Origin of the sequence: Cellulomonas sp. NS3 (genome assembly GCF_024757985.1) — a bacterium.
In the GTDB taxonomy this organism is placed as follows: domain Bacteria; phylum Actinomycetota; class Actinomycetes; order Actinomycetales; family Cellulomonadaceae; genus Cellulomonas_A.
On sequence record NZ_CP103289.1, the window covers coordinates 3,762,363 to 3,786,452 of the forward strand.

At 76.0% G+C, this 24,090-nt stretch carries 19 protein-coding genes; 12 read left to right on the plus strand and 7 right to left on the minus strand.

Features of this window, described 5'->3' with window-relative positions:
* Positions 1-59 precede the first annotated feature (59 nt).
* Together NXY84_RS17050 and NXY84_RS17055 are read left to right on the plus strand one after the other, a co-directional pair.
* Positions 60-1,283 (plus strand): EAL and HDOD domain-containing protein, encoded by a 1,224-nt coding sequence (locus NXY84_RS17050; RefSeq protein WP_258724228.1) that lies wholly within the window; start codon positions 60-62, stop codon positions 1,281-1,283.
* Between the two features lie 130 nt (positions 1,284-1,413).
* A complete protein-coding gene (locus tag NXY84_RS17055; protein ID WP_258724229.1) occupies positions 1,414-1,647 on the plus strand; it encodes a DUF2530 domain-containing protein in 234 nt (77 codons plus the stop codon).
* Between the two features lie 56 nt (positions 1,648-1,703).
* Here the strand turns inward: NXY84_RS17055 and NXY84_RS17060 are convergent, their stop codons facing one another.
* The 4 genes from NXY84_RS17060 to NXY84_RS17075 form a co-directional block, all read right to left on the minus strand.
* Positions 1,704-5,060, minus strand: coding sequence for a sacsin N-terminal ATP-binding-like domain-containing protein (locus NXY84_RS17060; protein ID WP_258724230.1), 3,357 nt, complete (start codon positions 5,058-5,060; stop codon positions 1,704-1,706).
* Positions 5,057-6,235 (minus strand): DUF3027 domain-containing protein, encoded by a 1,179-nt coding sequence (locus tag NXY84_RS17065; protein WP_258724231.1) that lies wholly within the window; start codon positions 6,233-6,235, stop codon positions 5,057-5,059. Before NXY84_RS17065 ends, NXY84_RS17060 begins: the two co-directional genes overlap by 4 nt.
* 1 nt (position 6,236) lies before the next feature.
* Positions 6,237-6,620, minus strand: a complete 384-nt coding sequence (locus tag NXY84_RS17070) for a cold-shock protein (RefSeq protein WP_258724232.1) — start codon at positions 6,618-6,620, stop codon at positions 6,237-6,239.
* A gap of 124 nt (positions 6,621-6,744) precedes the next feature.
* Positions 6,745-7,998: an EAL and HDOD domain-containing protein gene (locus NXY84_RS17075; protein WP_258724233.1), complete on the minus strand. Its 1,254-nt coding sequence runs from the start codon at positions 7,996-7,998 to the stop codon at positions 6,745-6,747.
* 141 nt (positions 7,999-8,139) lie between these two features.
* On the opposite strand from NXY84_RS17075, the gene NXY84_RS17080 reads away from it, so the two are divergent.
* Together NXY84_RS17080 and NXY84_RS17085 are read left to right on the plus strand one after the other, a co-directional pair.
* The gene (locus NXY84_RS17080) at positions 8,140-11,088 is read left to right on the plus strand and encodes a helicase C-terminal domain-containing protein (protein WP_258724234.1); all 2,949 of its coding nucleotides are present in this window, start codon (positions 8,140-8,142) and stop codon (positions 11,086-11,088) included.
* The gene (locus NXY84_RS17085; protein WP_258724235.1) at positions 11,081-12,775 is read left to right on the plus strand and encodes a DNA repair helicase XPB; all 1,695 of its coding nucleotides are present in this window, start codon (positions 11,081-11,083) and stop codon (positions 12,773-12,775) included. Before NXY84_RS17080 ends, NXY84_RS17085 begins: the two co-directional genes overlap by 8 nt.
* A gap of 66 nt (positions 12,776-12,841) precedes the next feature.
* Here the strand turns inward: NXY84_RS17085 and NXY84_RS17090 are convergent, their stop codons facing one another.
* The 3 genes from NXY84_RS17090 to NXY84_RS17100 form a co-directional block, all read right to left on the minus strand.
* Positions 12,842-13,840 carry an SRPBCC family protein gene (locus tag NXY84_RS17090; protein ID WP_258724236.1) on the minus strand — a complete coding sequence of 333 codons (999 nt, stop codon included), beginning with the start codon at positions 13,838-13,840 and terminating at the stop codon, positions 12,842-12,844.
* The gene (locus NXY84_RS17095) at positions 13,833-14,180 is read right to left on the minus strand and encodes an ArsR/SmtB family transcription factor (protein WP_258724237.1); all 348 of its coding nucleotides are present in this window, start codon (positions 14,178-14,180) and stop codon (positions 13,833-13,835) included. Before NXY84_RS17095 ends, NXY84_RS17090 begins: the two co-directional genes overlap by 8 nt.
* Before the next feature lie 194 nt (positions 14,181-14,374).
* A complete protein-coding gene (locus NXY84_RS17100) occupies positions 14,375-15,154 on the minus strand; it encodes a type 1 glutamine amidotransferase (RefSeq protein ID WP_258724238.1) in 780 nt (259 codons plus the stop codon).
* A gap of 285 nt (positions 15,155-15,439) precedes the next feature.
* On the opposite strand from NXY84_RS17100, the gene NXY84_RS21775 reads away from it, so the two are divergent.
* The 8 genes from NXY84_RS21775 to NXY84_RS17140 all read left to right on the plus strand — a co-directional run bounded on the left by NXY84_RS21775 (position 15,440) and on the right by NXY84_RS17140 (position 24,068).
* Positions 15,440-17,494 (plus strand): TPM domain-containing protein, encoded by a 2,055-nt coding sequence (locus NXY84_RS21775; protein WP_309485013.1) that lies wholly within the window; start codon positions 15,440-15,442, stop codon positions 17,492-17,494.
* 94 nt (positions 17,495-17,588) lie between these two features.
* On the plus strand, positions 17,589-18,314 hold the full coding sequence (locus NXY84_RS17110) for a PspA/IM30 family protein (RefSeq protein ID WP_258724239.1): 726 nt from the start codon (positions 17,589-17,591) through the stop codon (positions 18,312-18,314).
* 162 nt (positions 18,315-18,476) lie between these two features.
* Positions 18,477-19,211 (plus strand): response regulator transcription factor, encoded by a 735-nt coding sequence (locus NXY84_RS17115; RefSeq protein WP_258724240.1) that lies wholly within the window; start codon positions 18,477-18,479, stop codon positions 19,209-19,211.
* Between the two features lie 206 nt (positions 19,212-19,417).
* Complete coding sequence (locus NXY84_RS17120; protein WP_258724241.1) at positions 19,418-20,998, plus strand: sensor histidine kinase; 1,581 nt, start codon at positions 19,418-19,420, stop codon at positions 20,996-20,998.
* Between the two features lie 68 nt (positions 20,999-21,066).
* The gene (locus NXY84_RS17125; protein ID WP_396126271.1) at positions 21,067-21,897 is read left to right on the plus strand and encodes a hypothetical protein; all 831 of its coding nucleotides are present in this window, start codon (positions 21,067-21,069) and stop codon (positions 21,895-21,897) included.
* A gap of 89 nt (positions 21,898-21,986) precedes the next feature.
* Positions 21,987-22,277: a WXG100 family type VII secretion target gene (locus NXY84_RS17130; protein ID WP_258724242.1), complete on the plus strand. Its 291-nt coding sequence runs from the start codon at positions 21,987-21,989 to the stop codon at positions 22,275-22,277.
* A 317-nt stretch (positions 22,278-22,594) separates the two neighbouring features.
* The gene (locus tag NXY84_RS17135; protein WP_258724243.1) at positions 22,595-23,140 is read left to right on the plus strand and encodes a DUF6318 family protein; all 546 of its coding nucleotides are present in this window, start codon (positions 22,595-22,597) and stop codon (positions 23,138-23,140) included.
* Positions 23,141-23,261: 121 nt separating this feature from the next.
* On the plus strand, positions 23,262-24,068 hold the full coding sequence (locus NXY84_RS17140; protein WP_258724244.1) for a hypothetical protein: 807 nt from the start codon (positions 23,262-23,264) through the stop codon (positions 24,066-24,068).
* Positions 24,069-24,090: the final 22 nt, after the last annotated feature.

Sequence of the window (24,090 nt, forward strand, 5' to 3'; positions counted from 1 at the left end):
GGACGGTCGTCTGCCGATAGGCGGGGCGACACACCTCTCTCGATCCAGGAGAACAGTCCATGAGCGTGATCGACGACCCGAGCACACCCGCGCGCGTGAGCGAGATCAGCGTGCTGCGGCAGCCCGTGGTCTACGTCGACCGGTCCGTGTACGGCTACGCGGTCCGCGTCGCCGCGCTCGACCCCGCGGGCGAGGCCGTCCCGGAGCACGACATCGCCGGCTTCGCCGACGCCGAGTACGCCCGCCTCGACCTCCCGCGCCTCGCCGGCGACCGCGTCGTGTTCCTGCGGGCGACGCCCCGCGTCCTGCGCGGCGAGGTCGGGCTCCTGCGGCCGCCGTCCGGCGTCGTCCTCGAGATCACCCCCGAGCTGACCCACCTGCCCGACGTCGGTGGGCTCGTCGCCGTCGCGCGCGAGCGCGGCCTCGGGATCGCGCTGGCCGACTACACCGGCACCGTGGCGCAGGACGCCCTGCTCGACCAGGCCGACTTCGTCAAGATCGACGTCGGCCGCGGCTACGACCGCCTCGCCATGCTCGTCGCCCGCGCCCAGGGCGCCGGGGTCCTCGTGATCGCCGAGCGCGCCGACACGCGCGAGCGCATCAAGGCCGGGCTCGACCTCGGCGTCGAGATGCTGCAGGGCCCCATGTTCGAGCGCGACCCCGAGACCGTGGGCCGCAGCTTCACCGCCGGCGAGCTCCAGTGCCTCGAGCTCCTCCAGCTCCTCACGCAGGACCACATCGACCAGGCCGCGGTCGTCCGCACCGTCGGGACCGACCCCGAGCTCGTCATGCGTGTCCTGCACCTGGTCAACGCGAGCACGTTCGCGCTGCGCCGCAAGGTCGACTCGGTGCACCAGGCGGTCGTGCTCGTCGGCCCCCACCAGCTCTCCGCCGTCGCGATGGCGTCGCTGGTCGACGCCCAGCCGACGACGATCGGCCCGCTCTGGTCGATCCTCACGCGCGCCCTCTCGTGCCGGGCCGTGACGGGGGCCGACGCCGCGTACACGGTCGGGCTGCTGTCCGCCGTGGCCGCGCACCAGCGCATCGCGGTCGACGACCTCGTCGAGCGCACCGGTGTCTCGGCCGACGTGGCCGACGCCCTGCGCAGCTTCTCCGGCCCGTACGGACCCGCGCTCGCCGCCGTCCTCGCGCTCGAGGAGAACGACATCGAGGGCGTCCGGGCGACCGGCCTCGAGCCCTACGACGTCGCGCAGGCGTGCCTCGCGGTCGTCCCCGAGGCGCTCGCGACCGCGACGGCTCTCGCGGTCGCCGCACCGGCCTGACCCGCACCGGTCCGACCCGCACGGGCTCGACCGCGCCGGATGCCGTCGCGTGCTCTGCTGCGCGACGACGCCGACCGCCGTGCCGCCGGGTGCGGGGCCCACGCCCTAGCGGACCCCGTAACCTGGGGCCGTGCCCTCGCTGCTCGAGCTCGTGCTCCACCCCGACCGTCGCAAGCCCGCGCCCGAGCCCGTCCCGGTGAGCCTCGGGCCGGCGTTCGTCGTCGGCAGCGCGACGTGGCTCGTCGCGCTCGCAATCATGGTGCTGTGGCCGGGCGTCGAGGTGACGTCGACGGTCATCGCCACCTGCTTCGTGGGGGTCCTGCTCGGCGGCCTCGGCCTGCTCTGGTCCCGCCGCCAGCGCTAGCGGCACCCGCTCCTCGACCGCCTCCGCACCCCGACCGGCCGGCCTGCCCGACCGCCTCAGGACGCGGGGTCGGCGGCCTGCTCGACGGCGATCTCGTCGGCACGTCCCGGCTCGGTGAGCACGAGCTCGACCGCGTGCCGGTCCGCCCACCGCCCGGCCGCCTGCGCCAGCCCGCGGGCCAGCGCCGCCAGCTGCGTCGCGCGCACGACCGCACGCGGACCGGAGCCCTCGACCCACCAGTCCACGGGTACGCCGTCGACGCGCAGCTCGTCGTGCTCGACCCACGTCACCGGAGCGTCGGGCAGCAGCCGCAGCACCGCCTCCGGGGTCGGGACGGGCTCACCGCCCGCACGCGCGTCGTCGTCCGGGGCGTCCGCGTCGTCCGGGGCGTCCGCGTCGTCCGCGCCGTCGTCGACCACGCCGTCCGCGAGGTCCGACGCGAGCGGCAGCCCGAGCAGCGCCGCGAGAGCCGCGGCGGGGGTCCGCCCGTCGGCGGCGTCAGGGGCATCGGTCAGGTCGAGACCGGCGGCCGCGGCCGGGACGAGCGCCGCTACGTCGGTGCGCTGCCACCACATCGGGGAGTCGGCGACGGCGGCGTCGTCGGCGTGCACGACCGCGACGCGGGTCGGTCCGACGAGGGCCGGCACGAGCTCGACCTCGTCGCCCGGGCCCACCCCCGCGCCGGACGGCCCGCCGGCGAGCGACGCCCACGTGCGCCAGAGCCCGGCCGCGACCGCGAGCTCGACCGGCGAGCCCGCGGCGCCGAGCCCGTCGAGCACGTGCCGCCACGCACCGGGGTCGAGGCCGTCGAGCGACCCGGCACCGCCGAGCGCGCGCTGCACCTCGGTGTCGACGCCGGCGAGCACGTCCGGCGCGCCCGGCAGCAGTCGCGTGAGCGCGTCGTCGCGCGCGCCCCGGACGGCGAACGGGCGACCGAGCCCGAGGTCGGCGCGCTCGCGCAGCCACCACGCGGTGTACGAGGGGGCGCCGGCCGCCGTCGCACCCTCGGCCCGCACCGGGTCGAGCAGCGCGCTGCGCAGGTCCGGGCGCTCCGCGAGCCGTGCGAGCACCGCGGGCCACTGCCCCGGCCCGACGGCGTCGAGGTCCGCCACGGCGCGCACGTCGGGCACGTACGCGCCCGCGCCGAACACCTCCGCGAGCTCCTCGGCGTAGTCCTCCCACGCGTCGAGCGACCCGGCGGCGAGCGCGTCGGCGTCCGACGACCCGAGGTCGACCGCCCCGGCGACGACGTCCCCGACCTGCACGACGACGAGGTCCTGGCGCACCCCCGCGGCGACGAGCACGTCGGTGCCCCAGCGCTCGACGAGCTCGACCTGCACCGAGGCGAGCACGCGGTCGTCGAGCAGCCCCGCGGCCGTCGACCCCGGGACGACGAGCCCGTGCGCGGGGGTCGGCTCGCCGTCCGCCGCGGGCAGCGTGAGGAGCCCGAGCCAGGGGGCGACGGCGGCGAGCGGCCCGGCGTCCTCCGACGCGCCGCCGCACTCGGAGACGGCGGCGGACACCAGCGCGAGGACCGCCTCGGTGACGTCGCTCGCGAGCGCGAGGTCGTCGTCGTCGGCCTGGTCGAGCACCGCCTGCCGCACGGCCGGGTGCGCGAGCAGGCCCGCGGCGTCGGGGATGGTCGCACCGAGCCGGGCGAGCAGCGGGTGAGCGGCGTCCGGGTGCACGACGCGCAACCCCCACCGGCCCAGCACCCCGAGCGCGTCGACGACGTCGGGGCTGCGCCCCGCGTCGTCCAGCAGCACGAGGCCGCGCGCGCCGCGGACGACCCGGCCGTCGGCGAGCGGCACGGGCAGCGCCCCGAGCGCCTCGCGCGTCGCCGGGTCGTGCGCCGCGCCGTCGAGCGCCGCGTAGAGGACACGCCACTCCCCCGGCTCCGCGCCCCGGACGGCGGGGAGCTCCTCGACCACGTCCGCGAGCGGGCGGAGCTCGACGCCGAGCGTCCGCGCCGCCGCCTCGCGGCCCGGACGCAGCAGCACGAGCCCGCGGGCGTGCGCGGCGAGCGCGTGCACGGCGGCGGGGTCCCGTCCCACCTCGCCCTCGACGGCGACCGCGCGCCCGGGCTCGACGAGGTCCGCGCGGGCCACGCTTCCCCGGTCGCCGGCGCCCTCGCCGCCCGGCTGCCCGCCCGTCCCGGGGGCCGCGACCCCTGCGGCGCCCGAGGGCAGCAGCGGCGTGCGCGTGAGCCGTTCGACCACGAGCCGGCGGAGCGTGCCGTCGAGCACCCCGGCCGGGAGCCCGGTCGGGACGAGCGCGAGCGGGTCGTCCCCGTGCTCCGCCGCCCCCGCCGCGAGCACCGCGTAGACGTGGGCCGCGTGCGCGAGGACGGCGTCCGTGAGCGGGCCGGGTGCGACGCGGCGGCGCGACGGGTCGAGCGGGAGCGTCGCGACCAGCAGCGCCGGCAGCGTGCACGGCTCGTCGGTCGGCGTCGGGGCGTGCACGACCGGGGTCCAGGTGGCGGTCGGGGCTGCGCGACCGGTGGGTCCGAGCGTGTCCACCGGCTCGGGGGGTGCCGCGGCGCGCGGGACCGCCCACGTCACGCGCCAGCCCCGCGCGGTGCGCTCCTCGACCGGGCGGTCCGCGAGGAGCGCCAGGTCGAGCTCGCCGTGCGCCGACGCGACGTGCCAGCGCTCGTGCAGGTCCGCGACCCGCCGCACGGGCCGCGGGGCCGCGTCATCCTCGACCAGGACCTCGACCAGCCCGGGCAGCGCCAGCAGCAGGGGGTCGCCCACGGCGGCGAGCAGCGCGCGCACCTCGTCGGCCGCGACCTCGTCCCGCAGCTCGAGCACGACCGCGGTGTCGTAGCCCGTGGGCGGCGACCCCTCGGCCGGGAGCGGCAGCCGCAGCGCGGGGAGGGAGCCGTCGCGGCGCCGGACCTCGTCGGCGAGCGCGGGCACGTCCGCCGACGCCTCCGCGAGCAGGCTCACGGTGTCCGCGAGCGAGAACCGCACACCCCCGGTGGTCGAGAGCACCGAGACCTCGTCGGCGACCGCCCGCACCGCCGCGAACCCCACGCCGAACCGCCCGACGACCGCGGGCCCCCGCCCGAACGGGTGGGCCGGAGCGACGTAGCCCTCACGCTTCGCCGACGCACGCATCGACGCGAGCGACGCGACCCCGGCCTCGTCGAGCGGTGCGCCCGTGTTGGCGGCGATGAGCACGGAACCCTCCGGCGTCGACGCGAGGCGCAGCAGCAGCCGCCCGGGCACCCCCGCACGCGTCGCCGCGTCGGCGGCGTTCTGGGCCAGCTCGACGAGCACGCGGTCGCGGTAGTAGCCGCGGGCGTGGTCCTCCTCGGTGTTGGCGTCCTCACGCAGCCGCGCGGGTGAGGCACGCCACGCCTCCAGCACGGCCGCGCGCAGCGCAGCGGTGCCGAAGGCGTCCGGGCTCACGGTTCGGGGCTCGGCTCGACCGTCTCGGTGGCGGGCTCGGCGGGCACGTCTCCCGGTGCGGTCGTCTCGTCCGCCGGCCTGGTCGTCTCGTCCGCCGGGTCACCCGGCTCCGGGTCGGCCTCCGAGCCGAGCTGCGCGAGCTCCTCGCCCGCGAGCGGGTCGGCCTCGGTGCTGGGCTCGGCCGGGGTCTGCGCCGCGTCGGCGGGCTCGGCGCCCGTGTCGGCGGTGCTCGCGTCGTCCACCCGGTCGCCGGTCGCGTCGGCGCCCGCGTCGAGCACAGCGTCGCCGGACTCCACCGAGAGCACCTCCGGCGCGCCGTCCACGGCCGTGGCGTCCTCGGCCGCAGCGGGGCCGGCCGTCGCCTCCGCCGTCGTGGCCTCGGCGTCGGCCGTGTCCGCCCCGGCTTCCGCCTCGGCCGCGGCCGGGGCGAGCTGCACGACCTCGACGTCGTGCTCGTCGAGGTGGTGGTCCGGTGCCGGCCACTCGCTCGCCTGCGGCTCGACGTCGGTCTCCGAGTGCGCGCCGCACCCGTGGTCGACGCTCACGACGGTGCCGTCGTCGGGCGACCACGCGTTGGTGCACACGCCGAAGACGGTGCCGAGCGAGCCCTGGAGCGGGACGAGGAAGCCGCAGCTCCCGCACGCCGCGGCGGACGCGAGAGAGCCGGGCGACGTCGGGCCGTGCGGGCCGGCGTACCAGCGGTTCGCGGCCTCGTCGCGGCCGTCGGCCGACAGCACCCGGGCGCGCGCGAGCGCGAGCTCCTCGATCGCGACGGAGTCGAGCTCCTCGTCGCCGGTCGGCGTCCAACCGGGCTCGAGGCGCGGGTCGTCGGCGCGGAACGGCAGCACGTCGCCGGGGCCGATGTCCCCGGGGCGCAGCCGCTCGGACCACGGCAGCCACTCGGGCGCCAGGATCGCGTCGTCGCCGGGCAGCAGCACGGCCTCGCACACGGTCGCGGTGCGCGAGCGGGCCACGCGCGCGAGCGTGACGGTCCAGACCCAGCCCCGGTAGCCGCGCGCGGTGCACGCGAAGCGGTGCGAGACGAGCCGCTCGCCGTCGACGACGTGGCCGAGGTGCTCGCCGACGTCGCCCGGCTGCTCGGCGAGCTCGACGGCGGCCTGGCGCGCGAGCTCGACGGCCGACCCCAGAACGGCGTCCTTCGTGGCGGCGGCCATGTCAGCCCTCGAGGTTGTCGGCGACGGCACGCAGCAGCGACGCGTACTTCTCGCCGGCGGCCTTGTCGGGGTAGCGGCCACGGCGCAGGTCGTTGCCGACCTTGTCGAGGACCTTGATGAGATCCTCGACGATGACGGCCATGTCGTCGGCGGGCTTGCGCGTGGCCTTGACGACCGACGGCACCGGGTCGAGGAACTTGACGGACAGCGCCTGCGGGCCACGTCGCCCGTCGGCCACGCCGAAGTCGACCTTGGTGCCGGGCTTGGGCGCGGTGACCCCCGCGGGCAGCGCCGAGGCGTGCAGGAACACCTCGTCACCCGCGTCGCTGGCGATGAAGCCGAAGCCGCGCTCGGTGTCGAACCACTTGACCTTGCCGGTGGGCACTGCAACCCCTGAGGTGTCGATGGATGTCGTAACGCTCAAGGTTACCTGCCCGTGATGTGCGCGCGGCACCGGGGACGCGGCAGCAGGACGCGCGGGGACGGCACCGGCCGGGCACCCGGCAGGTTCAGTCCCAGCCGTCCGGGCGCTCGACCGGCGAGAACACGGTCGAGAGCAGCGCCCGCGCCTCCTTGACCGCGGTGAGGTAGGCGTGCGAGACGTCGAGCGCCGTGAAGGGCGCACCGATCGCCGGCGTCGCGTCGACGTCCACCGCCTTGAGGTACGCGTCGAGCACGTCGCACGCCCCGAGGGCCTCGGCGCTCGGGCGGGCCCGGTGCAGCGCGGGGTCGAGCTCGCTCACGGGGACCCGGAGCAGCTCGGAGACGATGCGCACGAGCTCCTCGGTGGACGCCTCGAGCGGCGCGCCGGGCGCGAGGAGCTCGGCGGCACGCGTGCGGGCGAGCGAGCGCAGCGGCAGCTCGTCGTCGTGGTGCCCGGCGGTCACGAGGATCTCGAGGATGAGCAGCGCGCGGAACCGCTCGCGCCCGAGCAGCACGAGCGCCTGGTGCAGGTTGCGGACCGGGCGGCCCGCGCCGGCCGCGGAGTTCACGACGCGCAGCACCTTGAGCGCGATCGACGGGTCCGCCGCGGTCAGCCGCGCGACGACGCGGAACGACACCTGCGGGTCGCCGAGGCGGATGAGCAGCCGGCCCGCGACGAGCGCGTGGTGCGCGAGCGCCGGCCGCGTCAGGACGACGGGACGACGGAAGAAGTAGCCCTGGAACAGGTCGAAGCCCGCGGCGTGCGCCGCCTCGAGGTCGTCCTCGGTCTCGACGCGCTCGGCGATCAGGGTGACGTCGGGCCACTCCTCGCGGAGCTGCGCAGCGAACTCCGCCAGCCTGTCGCCGAGGTCCTCGATGTCGACCTTGACGTAGTCGCACAGCTCGAGCAGCGGCGCGCGGTGGTCGCCGGGCACGTAGTCGTCGAGCGCGATCGCGAAACCCTGCTCGCGCAGCGCCCGGACGCCCGCGAGGACCTCCTCGTCGGCCGGGACGCGCTCGAGCACCTCGAGCACCACGCGGTCGGGGTCGAGCGCGACGGGCAGCGAGCCGACGACGAACGCGCGCGGGACGTTGACGAAGAGGAGGCCGTCGCCCGCGACGTCGCTCACCCCGAACTCGCCGAGGGTCGCCGCGATGACGGTCGCGGTCGCCTCGTCGTCGTCGATGCCGGGCCGCACGCCCGAGACGGTGCTGCTGGCGGTGGGCCGGAACAGCAGCTCGTGACCGACCGGCCGCCCGACGAGGTCGTGGATGCCCTGCCGAGCGATGCAGACCTCGTGGGTGCGGCGCGGGTCGACCCGGACCGGCGCCTGCGTCATCCCTGGACTCCTGCACGTGGACTGCGCGCCGGGGGCCGGCGCGTCCGGCGACGTCGGCCGGTCCTCCTGTCCATCGGCGCGTGCACGGGCGGCTTGAGGACGTGGCGCGGCCGGATCTGGTGCCCACGTATCGTGGAGCGGATGGCCACGTTCAGTGCGTACCTGCGCTCGCGGAGCGACGACGAGCTCGTCGCGCTGCTGCTGCGCCGCCCTGACCTGGCCACCCCGTCGCCGTCGACGCTGTCCTCGCTGGCCGCGCGGGCCACGAGCCGCAGCAGCCTCGAACGGGCGCTCGCGGGGGTCGACGCCGTGGTCCTGCAGGTCGTCGAGGCCGTCGCGGCGCTGCACGGCCCCGCGGACCCGGTGACGGCGCACGACGTGCGGCGCGCGCTCGGCGCGACCGACCCCGCGGACGCCGCGCTCGTGCGCGACGCCCTCGACCGGGCACGCGCGCTGCTGCTCGTGCGTCCCGACGTGACGGACGACACCGACCCGGACGCGCATGGGTCCGCGGGCGAGCACCCGGTCGAGGCCGCCTCCGCGGGCCCGGCCGCCGACGACGTTCCCCTCGTCCCCGCTCCCGGCCTCGCGGACCTGTTCGGCCCCTACCCGGCCGGCCTCGCGCGGGCGTCGGACGCCGCGGGCGGCGCGGACGGCCCCGCACCGGGGCGCGAGCCCGTCGAGGAGCTGCTCGCCCGCGCACCCGCCGGTGCGCGCTCGGTGCTCGACGCGCTGATGTGGGGTCCGCCCGTCGGGGTCCTGCCCGCGCCGCGCACCCCGGCGCGCGAGGCGGTCCAGTGGCTGCTCGGCCAGGGCCTCCTCGTCCCGGGCGACGCCCGCCACGTGCTCCTGCCGCGCGCGGTTGCGCTCGCGCTGCGCGGCGGACGCACCCACCGCACCCTCGCGCGCCCCCCGGCCGTGCCGCCGGGCGCGGGCGCCGCGGACGCCGCCGACGACCCGGCCACCCCGGCCGCCGCCGCGCCGCCAGGCACCGGGGCCGCGGCCCGCACGGCGGTCTCCGGCCGGGCGTCACGCGGTGCACCGCTCAGCCCCGAGGTCGTCGCCGCGGAGTCGGGCCGCGCCGCCGAGCAGGTCGTGCGCCTCGTCGCCGGGCTCGTGCGCGCGTGGGAGATCGAGCCGGCCCCCGTGCTGCGGGCCGGCGGGCTGGGTGTGCGGGAGCTGCGCCGGGTCGCCGCGCGGCTCGAGGTCGACGACACCGAGGCCGCCCTGGTCGTCGAGCTCGCCGGCGCCGCGGGCCTCGTGGTCGACGACGAGGAGGAGACCCCGTCGTTCGCGCCGGCCGCCGCGGTGGACGAGTGGCTCGCCGCCGAGCTGCCGATCCGCTGGTCGACGCTCGCCCGCACCTGGCTCGCGACCGCGCGGGCGGCGTGGCTCGTCGGGACCCGGGACGACCGCGGCATCGTCCGCGCCGCGCTCGACCCCGAGCTCGTGCGGCCCTGGGCACCCCGGCTGCGCCGCTCGGTGCTCGGTGTGCTCGCCGACGTCCCGCCCGGGGTCGCGCTCGACGCCGCGCAGGTCCTCGACCAGCTCACGTGGCGCACGCCCCGCAGCGTCCCGCCCGAGCACGCCGTCGCGGCGACGCTGCGCGAGGCGACGCTGCTCGGGGTCGTCGCCGCCGGGGCCCTGGCCCCCGCGGGCCGCGCGCTGCTGACCGCGGTCACCGGCTCGGACGGTGCCCCGGGGCTCGTGCTCGAGCGGCGCGCGGGGCCCGTCGCCGACACCGTGGCCGACGCGCTCGTGGGCGCCCTGGCGTCGACCGTCGACGAGATGCTGCTGCAGGCCGACCTCACGGGGGTCGTCCCCGGCCGCCCGTCGCCCGCGCTCGAGGCGCTCGTCGAGCGGGCCGCCCGCGTCGAGTCCCGCGGTGGCGCCCTGACCGTGCGCTTCACGCCCGAGAGCGTGCGCGGCGCGCTCGACGCCGGGACGACCGCCGACGAGCTCCTCGCGGACCTCGCCGCGCACTCCCGCGGCCCGGTGCCGCAGCCGCTCGAGTACCTCGTGCGGGACGCCGCACGCCGGCACGGGCGGCTCCGCGCGGGCGCGATCAGCAGCTACGTGCGCGCCGAGGACCCGGCGCTGCTCGCGGGCCTCGTCGAGGACCCGCGGCTGGCCCCGCTCGGCCTCGTCCGGCTCGCACCCACCGTGCTGGGCTCCCAGGGCTCGACGCGCGAGCTGCTCGCCGCGCTGCGTGAGCGCGGGCTGGCCCCGGTGGCCGAGGGGTCGAACGGGCAGATCGTGCACGCCGAGCGGGTCGTGCGCCGGGTGCACGGGCGCAGCCGCCGCATCGCCCCGGTGTCCCCCGCGCACGCCGACGACGGCGCGCCCGCGAGCGCCGCGCGCCGCGAGCGCCTCGCCGCGCTCGTGCCCGACCTGCGCCGCGCCGAGGAGGTGCAGCAGGCCGCGCGCGAGGCCGACCGCGCCGCGCAGGCCCGGGCGCTCGAGCTCCGGGAGGCGCAGCAGCGGCTCGTCGAGGCCGAGCGTGCACGGGCGGCGGCCGAGCTCGCGGCGGCCCCGCGCGCGGACGGCCCGGGCGCCGGCCCTGCCGCCGGCTCCGCGAACGGGACCACCTCCGTCACGGCGAACGGCACCTCGTCGGGCACGGCGGACGGTGCGTCGTCGGGCACGGACGGCACGGCGGACGGCCGCCGCACCGACGGCACCGCGAGCCCCGGCGGCGCCACCGACGCCGGGGCTGACCCGGGCACCGCCTCCACCGGCACCCCGTCGACCGCCCGTCCGGCGACCGGGCCCGCGCCGGAGGGAACAGCCGACCCCGCGACGGCGTTGGGGATCTTGCGCGAGGCGGTCGCCGACCGGACGCAGGTGTGGCTCGAGCTCGTCGACCACCACGGGGTCCCGCAGCGCCGGCTCGTGCGTCCGCTCCGGGTCGACGCCGGTCGCCTGCGTGCGGTGGACCCGGCGAGGGACGCCGAGCTGACCGTCGCGGTGCACCGCATCGCCTCCGTGACCCGGGTGCCGTCCGCCCCCGAGCCACCCGCCGCCTCCGACGAGGCTCAGCACGACCCGCCGGCCCCGCCCGGCACACCGACCGAGGAGACGCATGACTGACGGCCCCCTGATCGTGCAGAGCGACAAGACGCTGCTGCTCGAGGTCGACCACGACCAGGCGGAGGCGTGCCGCCGGGCGATCGCGCCGTTCGCCGAGCTCGAGCGCGCGCCTGAGCACGTGCACACCTACCGGCTCACGCCGCTGGGGCTGTGGAACGCGCGCGCCGCGGGCCACGACGCCGAGCAGGTCGTCAACGTCCTGCTCGACTACTCGCGCTACCCGGTGCCGCACGCGCTGCTCGTCGACATCGCCGAGACCATGGCGCGCTACGGCCGGCTCCAGCTGATCCAGCACCCGGTGCACGGTCTCGTCCTGCACGCGCTCGACCGCGCCGTGATGGCGGAGGTGCTCCGCTCGAAGCGGACCGCCGGGCTCGTCGGGACGCGGATCGACGACACCGACGTCGTCGTCCACCCGAGCGAGCGCGGCCACCTCAAGCAGGTGCTGCTCAAGCTCGGCTGGCCCGCGGAGGACCTCGCCGGGTACGTCGACGGCGAGGCGCACGCGATCGCGCTCGACACGTCCGGCGAGTCGAACCTCGGGCCCGACGGGCAGCCGAAGCCCTGGGACCTGCGCCCGTACCAGAAGCAGGCCGTCGAGGGGTTCTGGCACGGCGGCTCGGGCGTCGTGGTGCTCCCCTGCGGCGCGGGCAAGACGCTCGTCGGCGCCGGGGCCATGGCGCGCTCGCAGACGACGACACTCATCCTCGTGACCAACACGGTCAGCGCCCGGCAGTGGCGCGACGAGCTGGTCAAGCGCACGACGCTCACCGCCGACGAGATCGGCGAGTACTCGGGCGCCCGCAAGGAGATCAAGCCCGTCACGATCGCGACCTACCAGGTCCTGACAACCAAGCGGAAGGGCGTCTACACGCACCTCGAGCTTCTCGACGCCCGCGACTGGGGCCTCGTGCTGTACGACGAGGTCCACCTGCTGCCGGCGCCGATCTTCCGCATGACGGCGGACCTGCAGGCGCGCCGCCGCCTCGGGCTGACCGCGACGCTCGTGCGCGAGGACGGCCGGGAGGACGAGGTGTTCAGCCTCATCGGCCCCAAGCGGTTCGACGCGCCGTGGAAGGACATCGAGGCGCAGGGCTACATCGCGCCCGCCGACTGCGTCGAGGTGCGCCTGACGCTGCCCGAGCGCGACCGGATGCTCTACGCGACGGCCGAGCCCGAGGACAAGTACCGCCTCGCGGCGACGGCGCCGGGCAAGAACCGGGTCGTCGAGCAGCTCGTCGCGAAGCACGAGGGCGAGCCGACGCTCGTGATCGGCCAGTACCTCGACCAGCTCGAGGAGCTCGCCGACCACATCCAGGCCGACGTCATCACGGGCGCGACCTCGGTCACCGAGCGCCAGCGCCTCTACGACGCGTTCCGGGCGGGCGAGATCACGAAGCTCGTGGTCAGCAAGGTCGCGAACTTCTCGATCGACCTCCCCGAGGCGTCGGTCGCGATCCAGGTGTCGGGGTCGTTCGGCTCCCGCCAGGAAGAGGCACAGCGGCTCGGCCGGCTCCTGCGGCCCAAGGGCGACGGGCGGACGGCGCACTTCTACGCGGTCGTCGCGCGCGACACGGTCGACCAGGACTTCGCGGCGCACCGCCAGCGCTTCCTCGCGGAGCAGGGCTACGCGTACACGATCCTCGACGCCGAGGACCTCGCGACGGGCGAGCCCGCGGCGGACTGACGCCGCTCGGCCTGCTCGGCGCGGCCGCTCGGTGCACCCGCACCGGGCTGCCGCGCCGCACCGGCCTCACCCTCCCGGGCGCGCTCCGGCGACGCTCGCGACGAGCTTGTCGAGGGTCTGCTCGAGGCCCGCGAGGGACATCTGCTGCGTGGCCTCGGACGTGTAGCCGTGCTCGGTGACGGTGAGGCGCGTGCCGCCCGCGGGGAGCTCCTCGAACGTCAGCACATGCGGCACCGGCACGGGGATCCCCGGCGGGAGGCCGAGCTCCGTGGGGTCGACGACCCGCCCCGCCGCGTCGCAGAACTCGAGGACGAAGTCGAGCCGGCGCGGGGCGTCGACGGCCGAGCACGTCCAGAGGTTGTGCACGTCGTGACCGTCGGGCGACCGCATCGTCACCCGCGACGAGCCGCCGACCCGCACGTCCATGACAGCCTCGGGGCACGTCCAGCCCGCGGGCCCCCACCACGCCCGGACGCCCTCGGGCTCCGTCCAGGCCGCCCACACGCGCTCGACCGGCGCGTCGACCGTCCGGCTCGCGACGACGTCGAGCCGCAGCGCCGCGTCCGCCGGTGCCGCCGCTCCTGCGGCCGACGCCTGCCGGACCACCGCGGCGAGCCGGTCTGTCGCCTCCCGGATCCCGGAGTCCATGTCCGTCGGCACCCACCCGTCGCGGTCCTCGACCGACTGGAACAGCACCACGCTCGTGAGGGTCGTGGCGCCGTCGTGCTCCGTGAACGTGTCGGTCGTGAGCTGGAGGTAGCCCGGGCCGCCCTGCTCGAGCTCGAACGTCGCGACGATGCTCTCCCCCGGCACGACGTCGTGGTAGACGCCGCGGAACGCGTACCCGGTGCCGTCCGTGCGGTTGGTCGTCACGAAGCGCCAGCTGCCGCCCCGGCGCACGTCCATCTCGACGACGCGGGTGTCGAACCGGGAGCCGCCCCACCACGCGGGCACGCGCGCAGGGTCGGTGTACGCGGCCCAGACCAGCTCCACGGGCGCGTCGAACGTCCTGCGGATCACGAGGTCCTGCCGGCCGGGCTCGACGATCAGCTCGGTGTCAGTCATGGTCTGCCCCAGTCGTGTCGCTCTTCAGGCGTCGGATCTCGCGGTCGAGCAGGTCGAGGCGCTCGGTGAAGACGTCCCGGTACCGGTCGAGCCACTCCGCCGCGGTGTCGAGCTGCGCCGGCTCGAGCCGGCACGGCCGCCACTGCGCCTCGCGGCTCCGGCTGATGAGCCCCGCCTGCTCGAGCACCTTGAGGTGCTTGGACACCGCGGGGAGCGTCAGGTCGAACGGCTCGGCGAGCTGGTTGACGGTCGCCTCCCCCTCGGCGAGCCGGGCGAGGATCGCGCGGCGCACCGGGCTGGCGAGAGCGGCGAACGTCTGGCTGAGCGGATCGGCAGGCACGTCGCTACTGTACCGCTCGGTTAATTTTCCAATTGGTAAAGTACGCGTGGTGCGGAAGGGGTGTCAACGCCGAGACCGACGCTGCCGCCGGCCCTCGCGCGTCGCGACCGCAGACCCGGACTGCCAGCCCCCGCAGACGCGCGCACCCCCGGCCCACGAGGGACCGGGGGTGCGCGACCCGCGTGCGGGGAACGTCAGACGAGCTCGGGCATCGTGTCGGCGCGCTCGTGGACGAGCAGCGCGAACGCCTGCGCGACGGCGCGGCCGCCCGCAGCGACCTCGTCGGCCCGTCGGTCGTACTCGGCGCGCAGGGCGGCGGTGTCGACCTCGTCGTGCGTCGCGGCCCACGCCGCGAGCAGCTCGGGACCGGCCTCGGGGTGGAACTGCAGGCCCCACGCGGACCCGACGCGGAACGCCTGGTACGGGTACGTCGCCGACGAGGCGAGCCACGTGGCGCCGCGCGGCAGGTCGACGACCGCGTCCGCGTGCATGCTCGGCTGCGGGGTGCTGCGGCGGTCGTCGGCGAGGTCGAGGTCCTGGAGCCCGTCGAGGATCGGGTCACCGACGGCCTCGGGGCGCCACTGCACGTCGATCACACCGGCCTCGCGCCCGGGAGGGGCCGCGACCTGCAGGCGACCGCCTCGCGCGACCGCGAGGAGCTGCGCGCCCAGACAGATGCCGAGCGTCGGGACGCCCGACGTCGACGCGTCGACGAGCAGCGCGCGGACCTCGGGCAGCCAGGGGGCGACCTGGTCGTCGACGGCGGACATCTGGCCGCCGAGCACGATGAGCCCGTCGCCGACCTCGTCGGCCGACGAGGGCACGGCCTCGCCCGCGTAGGCGTGCACCGTCCGCAGCTCGACGCCGGTGAGCCAGTCGGCGAACCGGTCGAGCGGGACGTCGGCGCTGTTCTGGATGACGGTCACGACACGCGCGCCAGAGGTGGCGGGGACACCGGGAGTCTGGTAGGTCACGCGAGGACGGTACTCCCGGCCCCGCCGAGGACGTAAACCCGCACGTCACGCGGTGCACCGTTCAGGCGACCCCCGTCACGTGCGCCCGGCTCGTCCCGGTCTGCCCGGGCTCTCGGCGGCGCACGGCGCGACCGTCCGCTCCCCGGGGGGCCCGGCGCACCCCGCGCACCTCCGGTCGGCGGAGCAGCCCGGACGCCCGCTCGGCCGCCGACCTGCACCGACACCTCCGAGCTAACGGGGCGCCCCTCGTTTGCACCGCCGCCCCGCCCGGTCGAGTATCGACGGGTGAGCCACCGTCGCGTCCCGGCCCCGTCCGCCTCCGCACCCGGGCTCACCCGTGCGGTGCCCGCCCGGCGGTTCACCCGCGCGGCCGCCGCCGGCGTGGTCGTCCTGCTCGGGCTGCTCACCGCGCTCGGCCTCGGGTCGCCCGCCGCCGCCGTCGAGCCGCTGAACGTGCCGGGTCAGATCACCGACCAGGTCGGTGCCCTCGACGGCAGCACCGCGGAGGTCCAGGCGAGCCTCGACCGCCTGTCCGACGACACCGCGTACGACCTGTTCGTGGTCTACGTCGACGGCTTCTCGGGGCGCGACGGCGAGCAGTGGGCGCGCGAGACGGCGGTGGCGTCGGGCCTCGGGCCGGAGGACGTGATCCTCGCGGTCGCGGTCGACGAGCGCCGCTACGGCATGTGGGTGCAGAGCACCGGCGACATCACCGAGGAGGAGGCCACACGTGTGCGGGTCGACCTCGTCGAGCCGCGGCTGAGCGAGGACGACTGGGCCGGCGCGGCCGTGGCCGCCGCCGACGGGCTGCGCGACGCCGCGCTCGGGACCGGCACCGCTGCGTCCGGTGGGGGCGGCGGATTCGGCACGCTGCTGGTGATCGGGCTCGTCGTCCTGCTCGTCGTCCTCGTGGTCCGCTCGCTCGTCCGTCGTCGCGCGGCCGCCGGCCAGGGGGCAGCGCAGCCGGCCGGTGCCGCGCCGCAGGGCCTCGCCGCGCTGCCGACGGCCGAGCTCAACCGCCGCGCGAGCCAGGCCCTCGTCGCGATCGACGACGCGCTGACCACCTCCGCGCAGGAGCTCGGGTTCGCGCAGGCGCAGTTCGGGCTCGAGGCCACCCGCCGGTTCAGCGCCGCGCTCGACGAGGCGCGAACGCGGGTCTCCGAGGCGTTCCGGTGGCGTCAGCAGCTCGACGACTCGACGCCCGAGACCGAGCCGCAGGCCCGGCAGATCATGATCGCGATCATCGAGACGTGCCAGGTCGCCGCCGACTCCCTCGACGCGCACACCGAGGAGTTCGAGAAGATGCGCGACCTGCAGGCGCGCGCTCCGGAGGTGCTCGACGACGCCGAGCAGCGCGCGACCGAGGTGGCCGCGCGCGTCGAGCCGGCGCGCGCGACGGTCGCGCAGCTCGCGACGACGTACCCGCCCGCGGCGCTCGCGTCGGTCACCCCCAACCCCGACCAGGCCGCCGCGCTGCTCACCGGCGCGCACGAGTCCGTCGCGCGGGGCCGTGAGGCGCTCGCCGCGGACGACCGCGGTGCCGCCGTCGGTGCCGCCCGCGCCGCGCAGGACGCCGTCGCGCAGGCGGTGACGCTGCTCGACGCGGTCGACCGCGGAGGGCAGGACCTCGCCCGGGCGGGCGCCGACCTCACGGCCGCGATCGCCTCGATCAGCGCGGACTTCGACGACGCCGACCGCCTCGCGCCGCGCGAGCCCGCGGTGCAGGCCGCGGTCCAGGCGGGCCGTGCGGCCGCTGCGGCGGCGGAGGCGGCACGCTCGGGCGGCGACCCGCTCGCGGCGCTGCGGGACGTGCGCGCCGCGGAGGCCCGGCTCGACGAGACCCTCGAGCCGTTCCGCGAGCGCGCCGAGCACGAGGCCCGGGCGCGTGCGCAGCTCGACGACCTCCTCGGGCGGCTCGCGTCGCACATCCGGGCCGTGCACGACTACATCGAGACCCGGCGCGGCGCGGTCGGCCCGGAGGCCCGCACCCGGCTCTCGGAGGCTGCGCGGCTCGCGCAGCAGGCGCACCGCGACGCCGCGACCGACGCCGCGGGGGCGCTCGCGCTCGCGCACCGGGCCGGGGAGCTCGCGGGCGAGGCCCAGCACCTCGCGCAGCTCGACGTGCAGGACTGGGAGGACCAGCGCCGTCAGCGGTCCGGGTACGGCGGCCTCGGCGGCGGCGGCTCGAACGTCGGCGGCATGGTCCTCGGCGGGATCCTGCTCGACTCGCTGCTGCGCGGCGGCGGCGGGGGCTTCGGGGGCGGTGGCTTCGGTGGCGGCGGCTTCGGTGGGGGCGGCGGGGGCGACGGCGGCGGCTTCGGCGGGGGCGGGCGCTTCTGACGAGCCGCGGCGACCCCCCACAGGACACGGACGACGCAGGAGCAGGCGCGACGACGGCCCACCCGGGCGCGTCGCACGACGAGAGGGACGCACGATGACCGAGAAGCAGACGATCCTGGGCCGCATCACGACGCTGGCCCGCGCCAACATCAACGCGATGCTCGACCGGGCCGAGGACCCCGCGAAGATGATCGACCAACTGATCCGCGACTACACCAACAACATCGCCGAGGCCGAGGAGGCCGTCGCCCAGACGATCGGCAACCTCCGCCTCGCGGAGGCGGACCACCGCGAGGACATCGCGTCGGCGGCGAGCTGGGGCCAGAAGGCGCTCGCCGCGTCCTCGAAGGCCGACCAGCTCCGCACGGCCGGCGACGCCGCGGGCGCCGACAAGTTCGACAACCTGGCGAAGGTCGCGCTCGGCAAGCAGATCGCCGCCGAGCAGGAGGCCAAGGACGCCGAGCCGCTCATCGCGTCGCAGACGGAGACGGTCGAGAAGCTCAAGGCCGGGCTCGCCGCCTCGAAGGAGCGCCTCGCGGACCTGAAGAACCGCCGCGACAACCTCGTCGCGCGCCAGAAGAGCGCCCAGGCGCAGTCCCAGCTGCAGGACGCCCTGGGCTCGATCAACGTGCTCGACCCGACGAGCGAGCTCTCGCGCTTCGAGGACAAGGTGCGCCGCGAGGAGGCCCGCGTCCAGGGCCACGCCGAGCTCGCCGCGTCGTCGATCGACGCGCAGTTCGAGGAGCTCGAGGCGTCCGGCCAGAACCTCGAGGTCGAGGCCCGGCTCGCAGCGCTCAAGCGCGGGTCCGCCCCGGCCTGACGCCTGCCGCTCCACCCCGACGCCCGCGCGTCCGGAACGCTCCTGCAGCGACCGGGCCGCGGGCGTCGGCGTGCCCGGCGCACGACCCGGAACGCGCCCTCCGCCACGCGGTCCGCAGCGTCCTCCCAGGTCGCTCCCAGCCCCGCGACGCACACTGGGGAGATGACGGGGACCCCTGTGCAGCCCGAGGCGCGCCTGCTCGTCGTCGACGACGAGCCGAACATCCGCGAGCTGCTCGCGACGTCGCTGCGCTTCGCCGGCTTCGAGGTGCACGCCGCCGCCGACGGCGCCTCGGCGCTGCGGCTCGCGCGGCAGGTCGAGCCGGACCTCGTCGTCCTCGACGTGATGCTCCCCGACATGGACGGCTTCACCGTGACGCGACGGCTGCGCGAGAAGGGCCAGCACGTCCCCGTCCTGTTCCTCACCGCGCGCGACGACACGTCCGACAAGGTCACCGGCCTCACGGTCGGCGGCGACGACTACGTGACCAAGCCGTTCAGCCTCGAGGAGGTCGTGGCACGCATCCGTGCGGTGCTGCGCCGGACGCACCCGGGCGACGTCGACGAGTCGAGCATCCTGCGCGTCGGCGACCTCGAGCTCGACGAGGACAGCCACGAGGTCCGCCGCGCCGGCCAGGTCGTCGACCTCTCCCCCACCGAGTTCAAGCTCCTGCGCTACCTCATGCTCAACCCGGGCCGGGTCCTGTCGAAGTCGCAGATCCTGGACCACGTCTGGCAGTACGACTGGGGCGGCGACGCGAACATCGTCGAGTCCTACATCTCCTACCTGCGCCGCAAGGTCGACCAGGTCACCGGGCCCGGCGGTCAGCCCGTCGAACCCCTCATCCAGACCAAGCGCGGCGTCGGGTACCTGCTGCGCCGCGTCGCGAACCCGTGAGCGCGACGCCCGCCGGCGCTCCTGCCCCGGGCCGGTCGCACGCCGCCGGGGAGCCCCGCGCGGGCGCGGTGCCGGAGACGGCCGCCGGCGAACCGGCCACCGGTCCGGCGCGGGGACCGGGCGAGGAGCCGACGACCGGTCGGGCGCCGGGCGGGGAGCCGGCGGCAGCGGGCGACCGCGCGTCCCGGGGCTCCCGGTCGGCGCTCGTGGCCGACCGGGTCCGCGCCGCGTGGCTCGGCGTCCCGCTGCGCGCCCGGCTCGTCGGGATCATCACGACGCTGCTCGCGCTCGGCCTGCTCATCGCCGGGCTCACGACCGCGACGCTGCTCGAGCGCTACCTCGTCGGGCAGGTCGACCGGCGCCTCGAGACCGAGGCCGAGTACCTCGCGCAGCGCGAGGCGGACAGCATCTTCGGGGACACCCGTCCGGGCGAGACGTCGTTCCTCCCCACCGACTACGTGCTGGTCGTCACGGACGTCCTCGGCGGCCGCAAGATCTCCGGCCGGGACACGACCTACCGGGAGTACGGCGTCCCCGCGCCCCCGGAGCTGAGCCCCGCCGAGGCGCGCGCGACCGACCGTCAGCCGTTCGAGGTCCCGAGCAACCGCCCCGCGTCGTCGTGGCGCTTCGTCGCGTTCTCGATGTCGAGCGGCGGCGAGGCGATCGGCACGGTCAGCGTCGGCCTGCCGCTCGGCGACGTCCAGCGCACCGTCAAGCGGATCACGCTCCTGCTGCTCACGAGCGGGCTCGGCATCATCGTGCTCGGTGCGCTCGCCGGCAGCTGGGCGGTGCGGCGGTCGCTGCGCCCGCTGCGCGAGATCGAGTCGACCGCCGCGTCGATCGCCGCGGGAGACCTCTCCCGGCGCGTCCCGACGGCGCCGGAGACCACCGAGGTCGGCCGGCTCGGAGCGGCGCTCAACGGGATGCTCGCGCAGATCGAGAGCGCGTTCGCGGACCGCACGGCGTCCGAGGCGCGCATGCGGCGGTTCGTCGCGGACGCCTCGCACGAGCTGCGGACCCCGCTCGCGGCGATCCGCGGGTACGGCGAGCTGTACCGCATGGGGGCGCTGACCGAGAAGGACCAGGTCGACGACACGTTCCGGCGCGTCGAGGAGTCGGCGACCCGGATGGGCGGGCTCGTCGAGGACCTGCTCGCCCTCGCCCGGCTCGACGACGGCCGCCCGATGCGCCTCGACGACGTCGACCTCGCGGTCCTCGCGGCCGACGCGCTGAGCGACCTGCACGCGCTCGACCCGTCACGTGCGACGGCGCTGCTCGCCCCGGACGGCGCACCGCTGCGGTCCTGCGTCGTCGCGGGCGACGAGCGGATGCTGCGCCAGGTCGTGTCCAACCTCGTGGGCAACGTCGTGCAGCACACGCCGGAGGGGACCCCGGTCGAGCTGTCGGTCGGGGTGCTCGCCGACCGGCCGGGCGAGGGCGTGCTCGAGGTGCGCGACCACGGGCCGGGCATCGACCCGGAGCACGCCGCGCGCGTGTTCGAGCGGTTCTACCGGGTCGACGCGAGCCGCACGCGCGGCGGGACGGCAGGTGGGGGCACGGGCGGCGGCGCGGGTCTCGGCATGGCGATCGTCGCGGCGATCGTCACGGCCCACCGCGGCGAGGTCGGCCTCGCGCAGACCCCGGGCGGCGGGACCACCGTGCGGGTGGCCCTCCCGCTCGCGAGGCCGGGAGACGTCGAGGACGGGTCCGCGGACGACCCCGAGCCGTCGGCCACCGACGCCGACGACGCGCGCAGGACGGCCGCCTCAGCCCACGACGAACACTGACCTCGACGCGTAGGTCCTCGCCCGGCGGCGTGGTTACGATGTCGGGTCCGAAGCAAGGGTCACCGTTCGTGAGGCTGGTCATGGGCGTCTACGACGCACCGCAGTGGTTGCTCTCCGCGTTCGTCCGCAGCGCACGGGGGGCCGGGGCCACCGCCCCGCCCGAGGAGATCAAGGCAGCAGGGGTCGCCCTGGTGGACCGCTGGTCCGCCAAGGGACGCGACTTCCACAACCTCAAGCACCTCGTGGACGTCCTCGCCCGGGTCGACGAGCTCGCGGCCGAGACCCACGAGCCGGACCTCGTGCGCCTGGCGGCCTGGTACCACGGGGCGATCTTCGACTCCGCGGACGCCGCGGCGTACGCGAACAGGGGCGGCGAGGACGAGCTCGCGAGCGCACGCCTCGCGCTCGAGGAGCTCACGGCGCTCGGGGTGTCCGAGAAGCGCGCCCGCCGCGTGCACGACCTGGTGGTAGCGCTCCGACGTCACAGCACCGACGCGTCCGACTTCGACTGCGCGGTCCTCTGCGACGCGGACCTCGCGATGCTGGCCGCGGAGCCGCAGCGCTACAAGTCCTACCTGCACGACATCCGCGCGGAGTACGCGCACCTGCCCGTCGAGCACTACGTGCGGGCCCGCGTGAACATCGTCCGCAAGCTCCTCGGCCGCACGAGCCTCTTCGTGAGCCCGCTCGGGGCGGCGTGGGAGGAGGCCGCGCGCCAGAACCTCGGCGCCGAGCTCCAGCGGCTCGAGAAGGAGCTCGCGAAGATCGACGCGGCGAACGCGGAGTCGGGCACGGCAGCCTCCGACGGGCACGAGACGGCGTCCGACGCGAACGCCGCGGAGCCGGCTGCCGACGCGCAGACGTCGCTCGCCGCTCAGCCGCCCACAGCCCGTCACTGACACGCGGCGCCGACGTCCTCCGGGATCCGGCGCTCGACCGCGTCGACGCATGCGTAGCGTCCGGACCTCCACGAGCACAGGAGGACGAGATGAGCAGGTACGAGGTCGACAGCGCGCTGGTCGCCCAGGCAGCCGCCGGGGTCCAGGCTCGCACGGCGGCGGTCCGCAGCGAGGTCGCGGCGATGCAGCGCCAGCTCGCCGAGCTGCAGAGCGCCTGGCGCGGCGGTGCGGCCACCGCGTTCGCCGGCGTCATGACCGAGTGGTCCGCGACGCAGGCCCGCGTCGAGCAGTCGCTCGACCACATCACCGCGGCGCTCTCAGCCGCCGCGCGCACGTACTCCGACGCGGAGGACCAGGCTTCGCGGCTGTTCCTGCGCTGACGCACGCGGCGGAGCGGCGGGAGGACGCGCACCACGCACCCTTTCCGCGCTCCGCCGCCTACCGTCCACCGACCATCACGGGAGCCGGTTCACACTTCCCTGTCGCCGGCGCCAGGGAAGTGTGTCGACGCCTCGTCCGACCGGGACGCCACGGCCCCGGTTGTCCACAGATGCTGGGCGCACGGTGACCGGCTCGCCCCGGTTTCGCTAGGTTCGCGGGCATGCCTTCGCCTCGTGCGGCCGACGACGCCCGCCGCTCTGCTCGACACCTTCGGGGGTACCGTCCGGCGGGGGCCGCGGTGAGCGGGGTGGTGGTCGTGGCGACGTTGTTGACAGCATGCACCGGCGAGCCTCCCGCCGAGCCCAGCCCTACACGCACGGCGAGTCCGACTCCCACGGCATCACCGACGCCAACGCCGACGACGACACCCGAGCCCGAGCGGCCGGCAGCGATGGATGATGCCGGCGTCGACGGGGCGGTCGCCGCAGCGACGTACTTTCTGTCGCTGTACCCGTACGTCTACAACACCGGCGACCTCACAGCGTGGAAGGCGCTCAGCCACCCCGAGTGCGTGTTCTGTTCCAGCGTTGTGACAAACGCTGAGGAGATGCACGCGAAGGGGAACCACCAGGAGGGGACGGTGACGTCGATCTCGTCGTCGGATGCCGTCGAGATCGACTCAGGCGTGTACTTCGCGGTGGACCTCGACGTGACGCAAGGCCCTGGTCAGGAGTACGACTCGAAGGGGAACATCGTCGACCGGATCGACGGACCAAAGACTTTCGCCGTGCACCTGGCGATCGTTCGCGACGCCGGCTCATGGATCGTCCGGGAAGGACAGGTCGATGCGGCGCAGCAGTAGGGCCACACTCCTCGGTGCCGGTCTCGCATCGGCACTCGCGGCAGCGGCTGTGGCCGGAATACCTCTACCTGCCCTCGCTGCCGAAGGCTTGGGAGGCGAGGCCGTCGGCAACGTCATCAACATGAATGCGAAGAGGGCCGCGGCACAGGCGGCCGCGTGGATTGCCGCACAGGCGTCCGGTGCTCCTGCGGTGACGCTGGTGGAGTACGCCCGTGCGGAGCTGTGCGACGTGTCCTCCCAGTTCCTCACGTCGACCCTGGACGGGGCGTGCGACCCCGGCGACGGAGCGATCACCCCACCCGACTGCGGACCCGGCATCACCCCGCTGCTCCCCCTGTGGTCCCGCACCCGCACCGCCGAAGACGCCCCCTGGACCCGCTGGGACCGGATCAGCGACTACTACTGCCCCCAGGACGTCCTGCCCGAGTTCACCGCCGAGGACTTCCGCCGCCTGCCCCTGACCCCCTCCCCGGTCACCCCGCAACCCCCCAACCCCAACCTGCTCACCGGACTCGGCCTGGTCGTCCACACCACCGCCGACCCCCAGGACCACCCCACCACCCTGCTCGGCTTCCCCATCACCGTCCGCGCCACCCCCACCGAGTTCACCTGGGACTTCGGCGACGGCACCCACCGCACCACCACCCACCCCGGCACCCCCTACCCCACCGGCCACGACCACCACCCCGGCGACCCCGTCTACCCCACCGGCGTCATCGGCCACCCCTACCCCCACCTCGGCACCTACACCCCCACCCTCACCACCACCTGGACCGGCCAGTACCTCATCACCGGCACCACCACCTGGCACCCCATCAACGGCACCGCCACCACCACCAGCCCCCTGCCCACCGTCACCATCCACGACGCCACCAGCCACCTCGTCGCCGACAACTGCCACACCAACCCCCACGGCCCCGGCTGCTGACAGCCGGGCGTGATCGGGGACC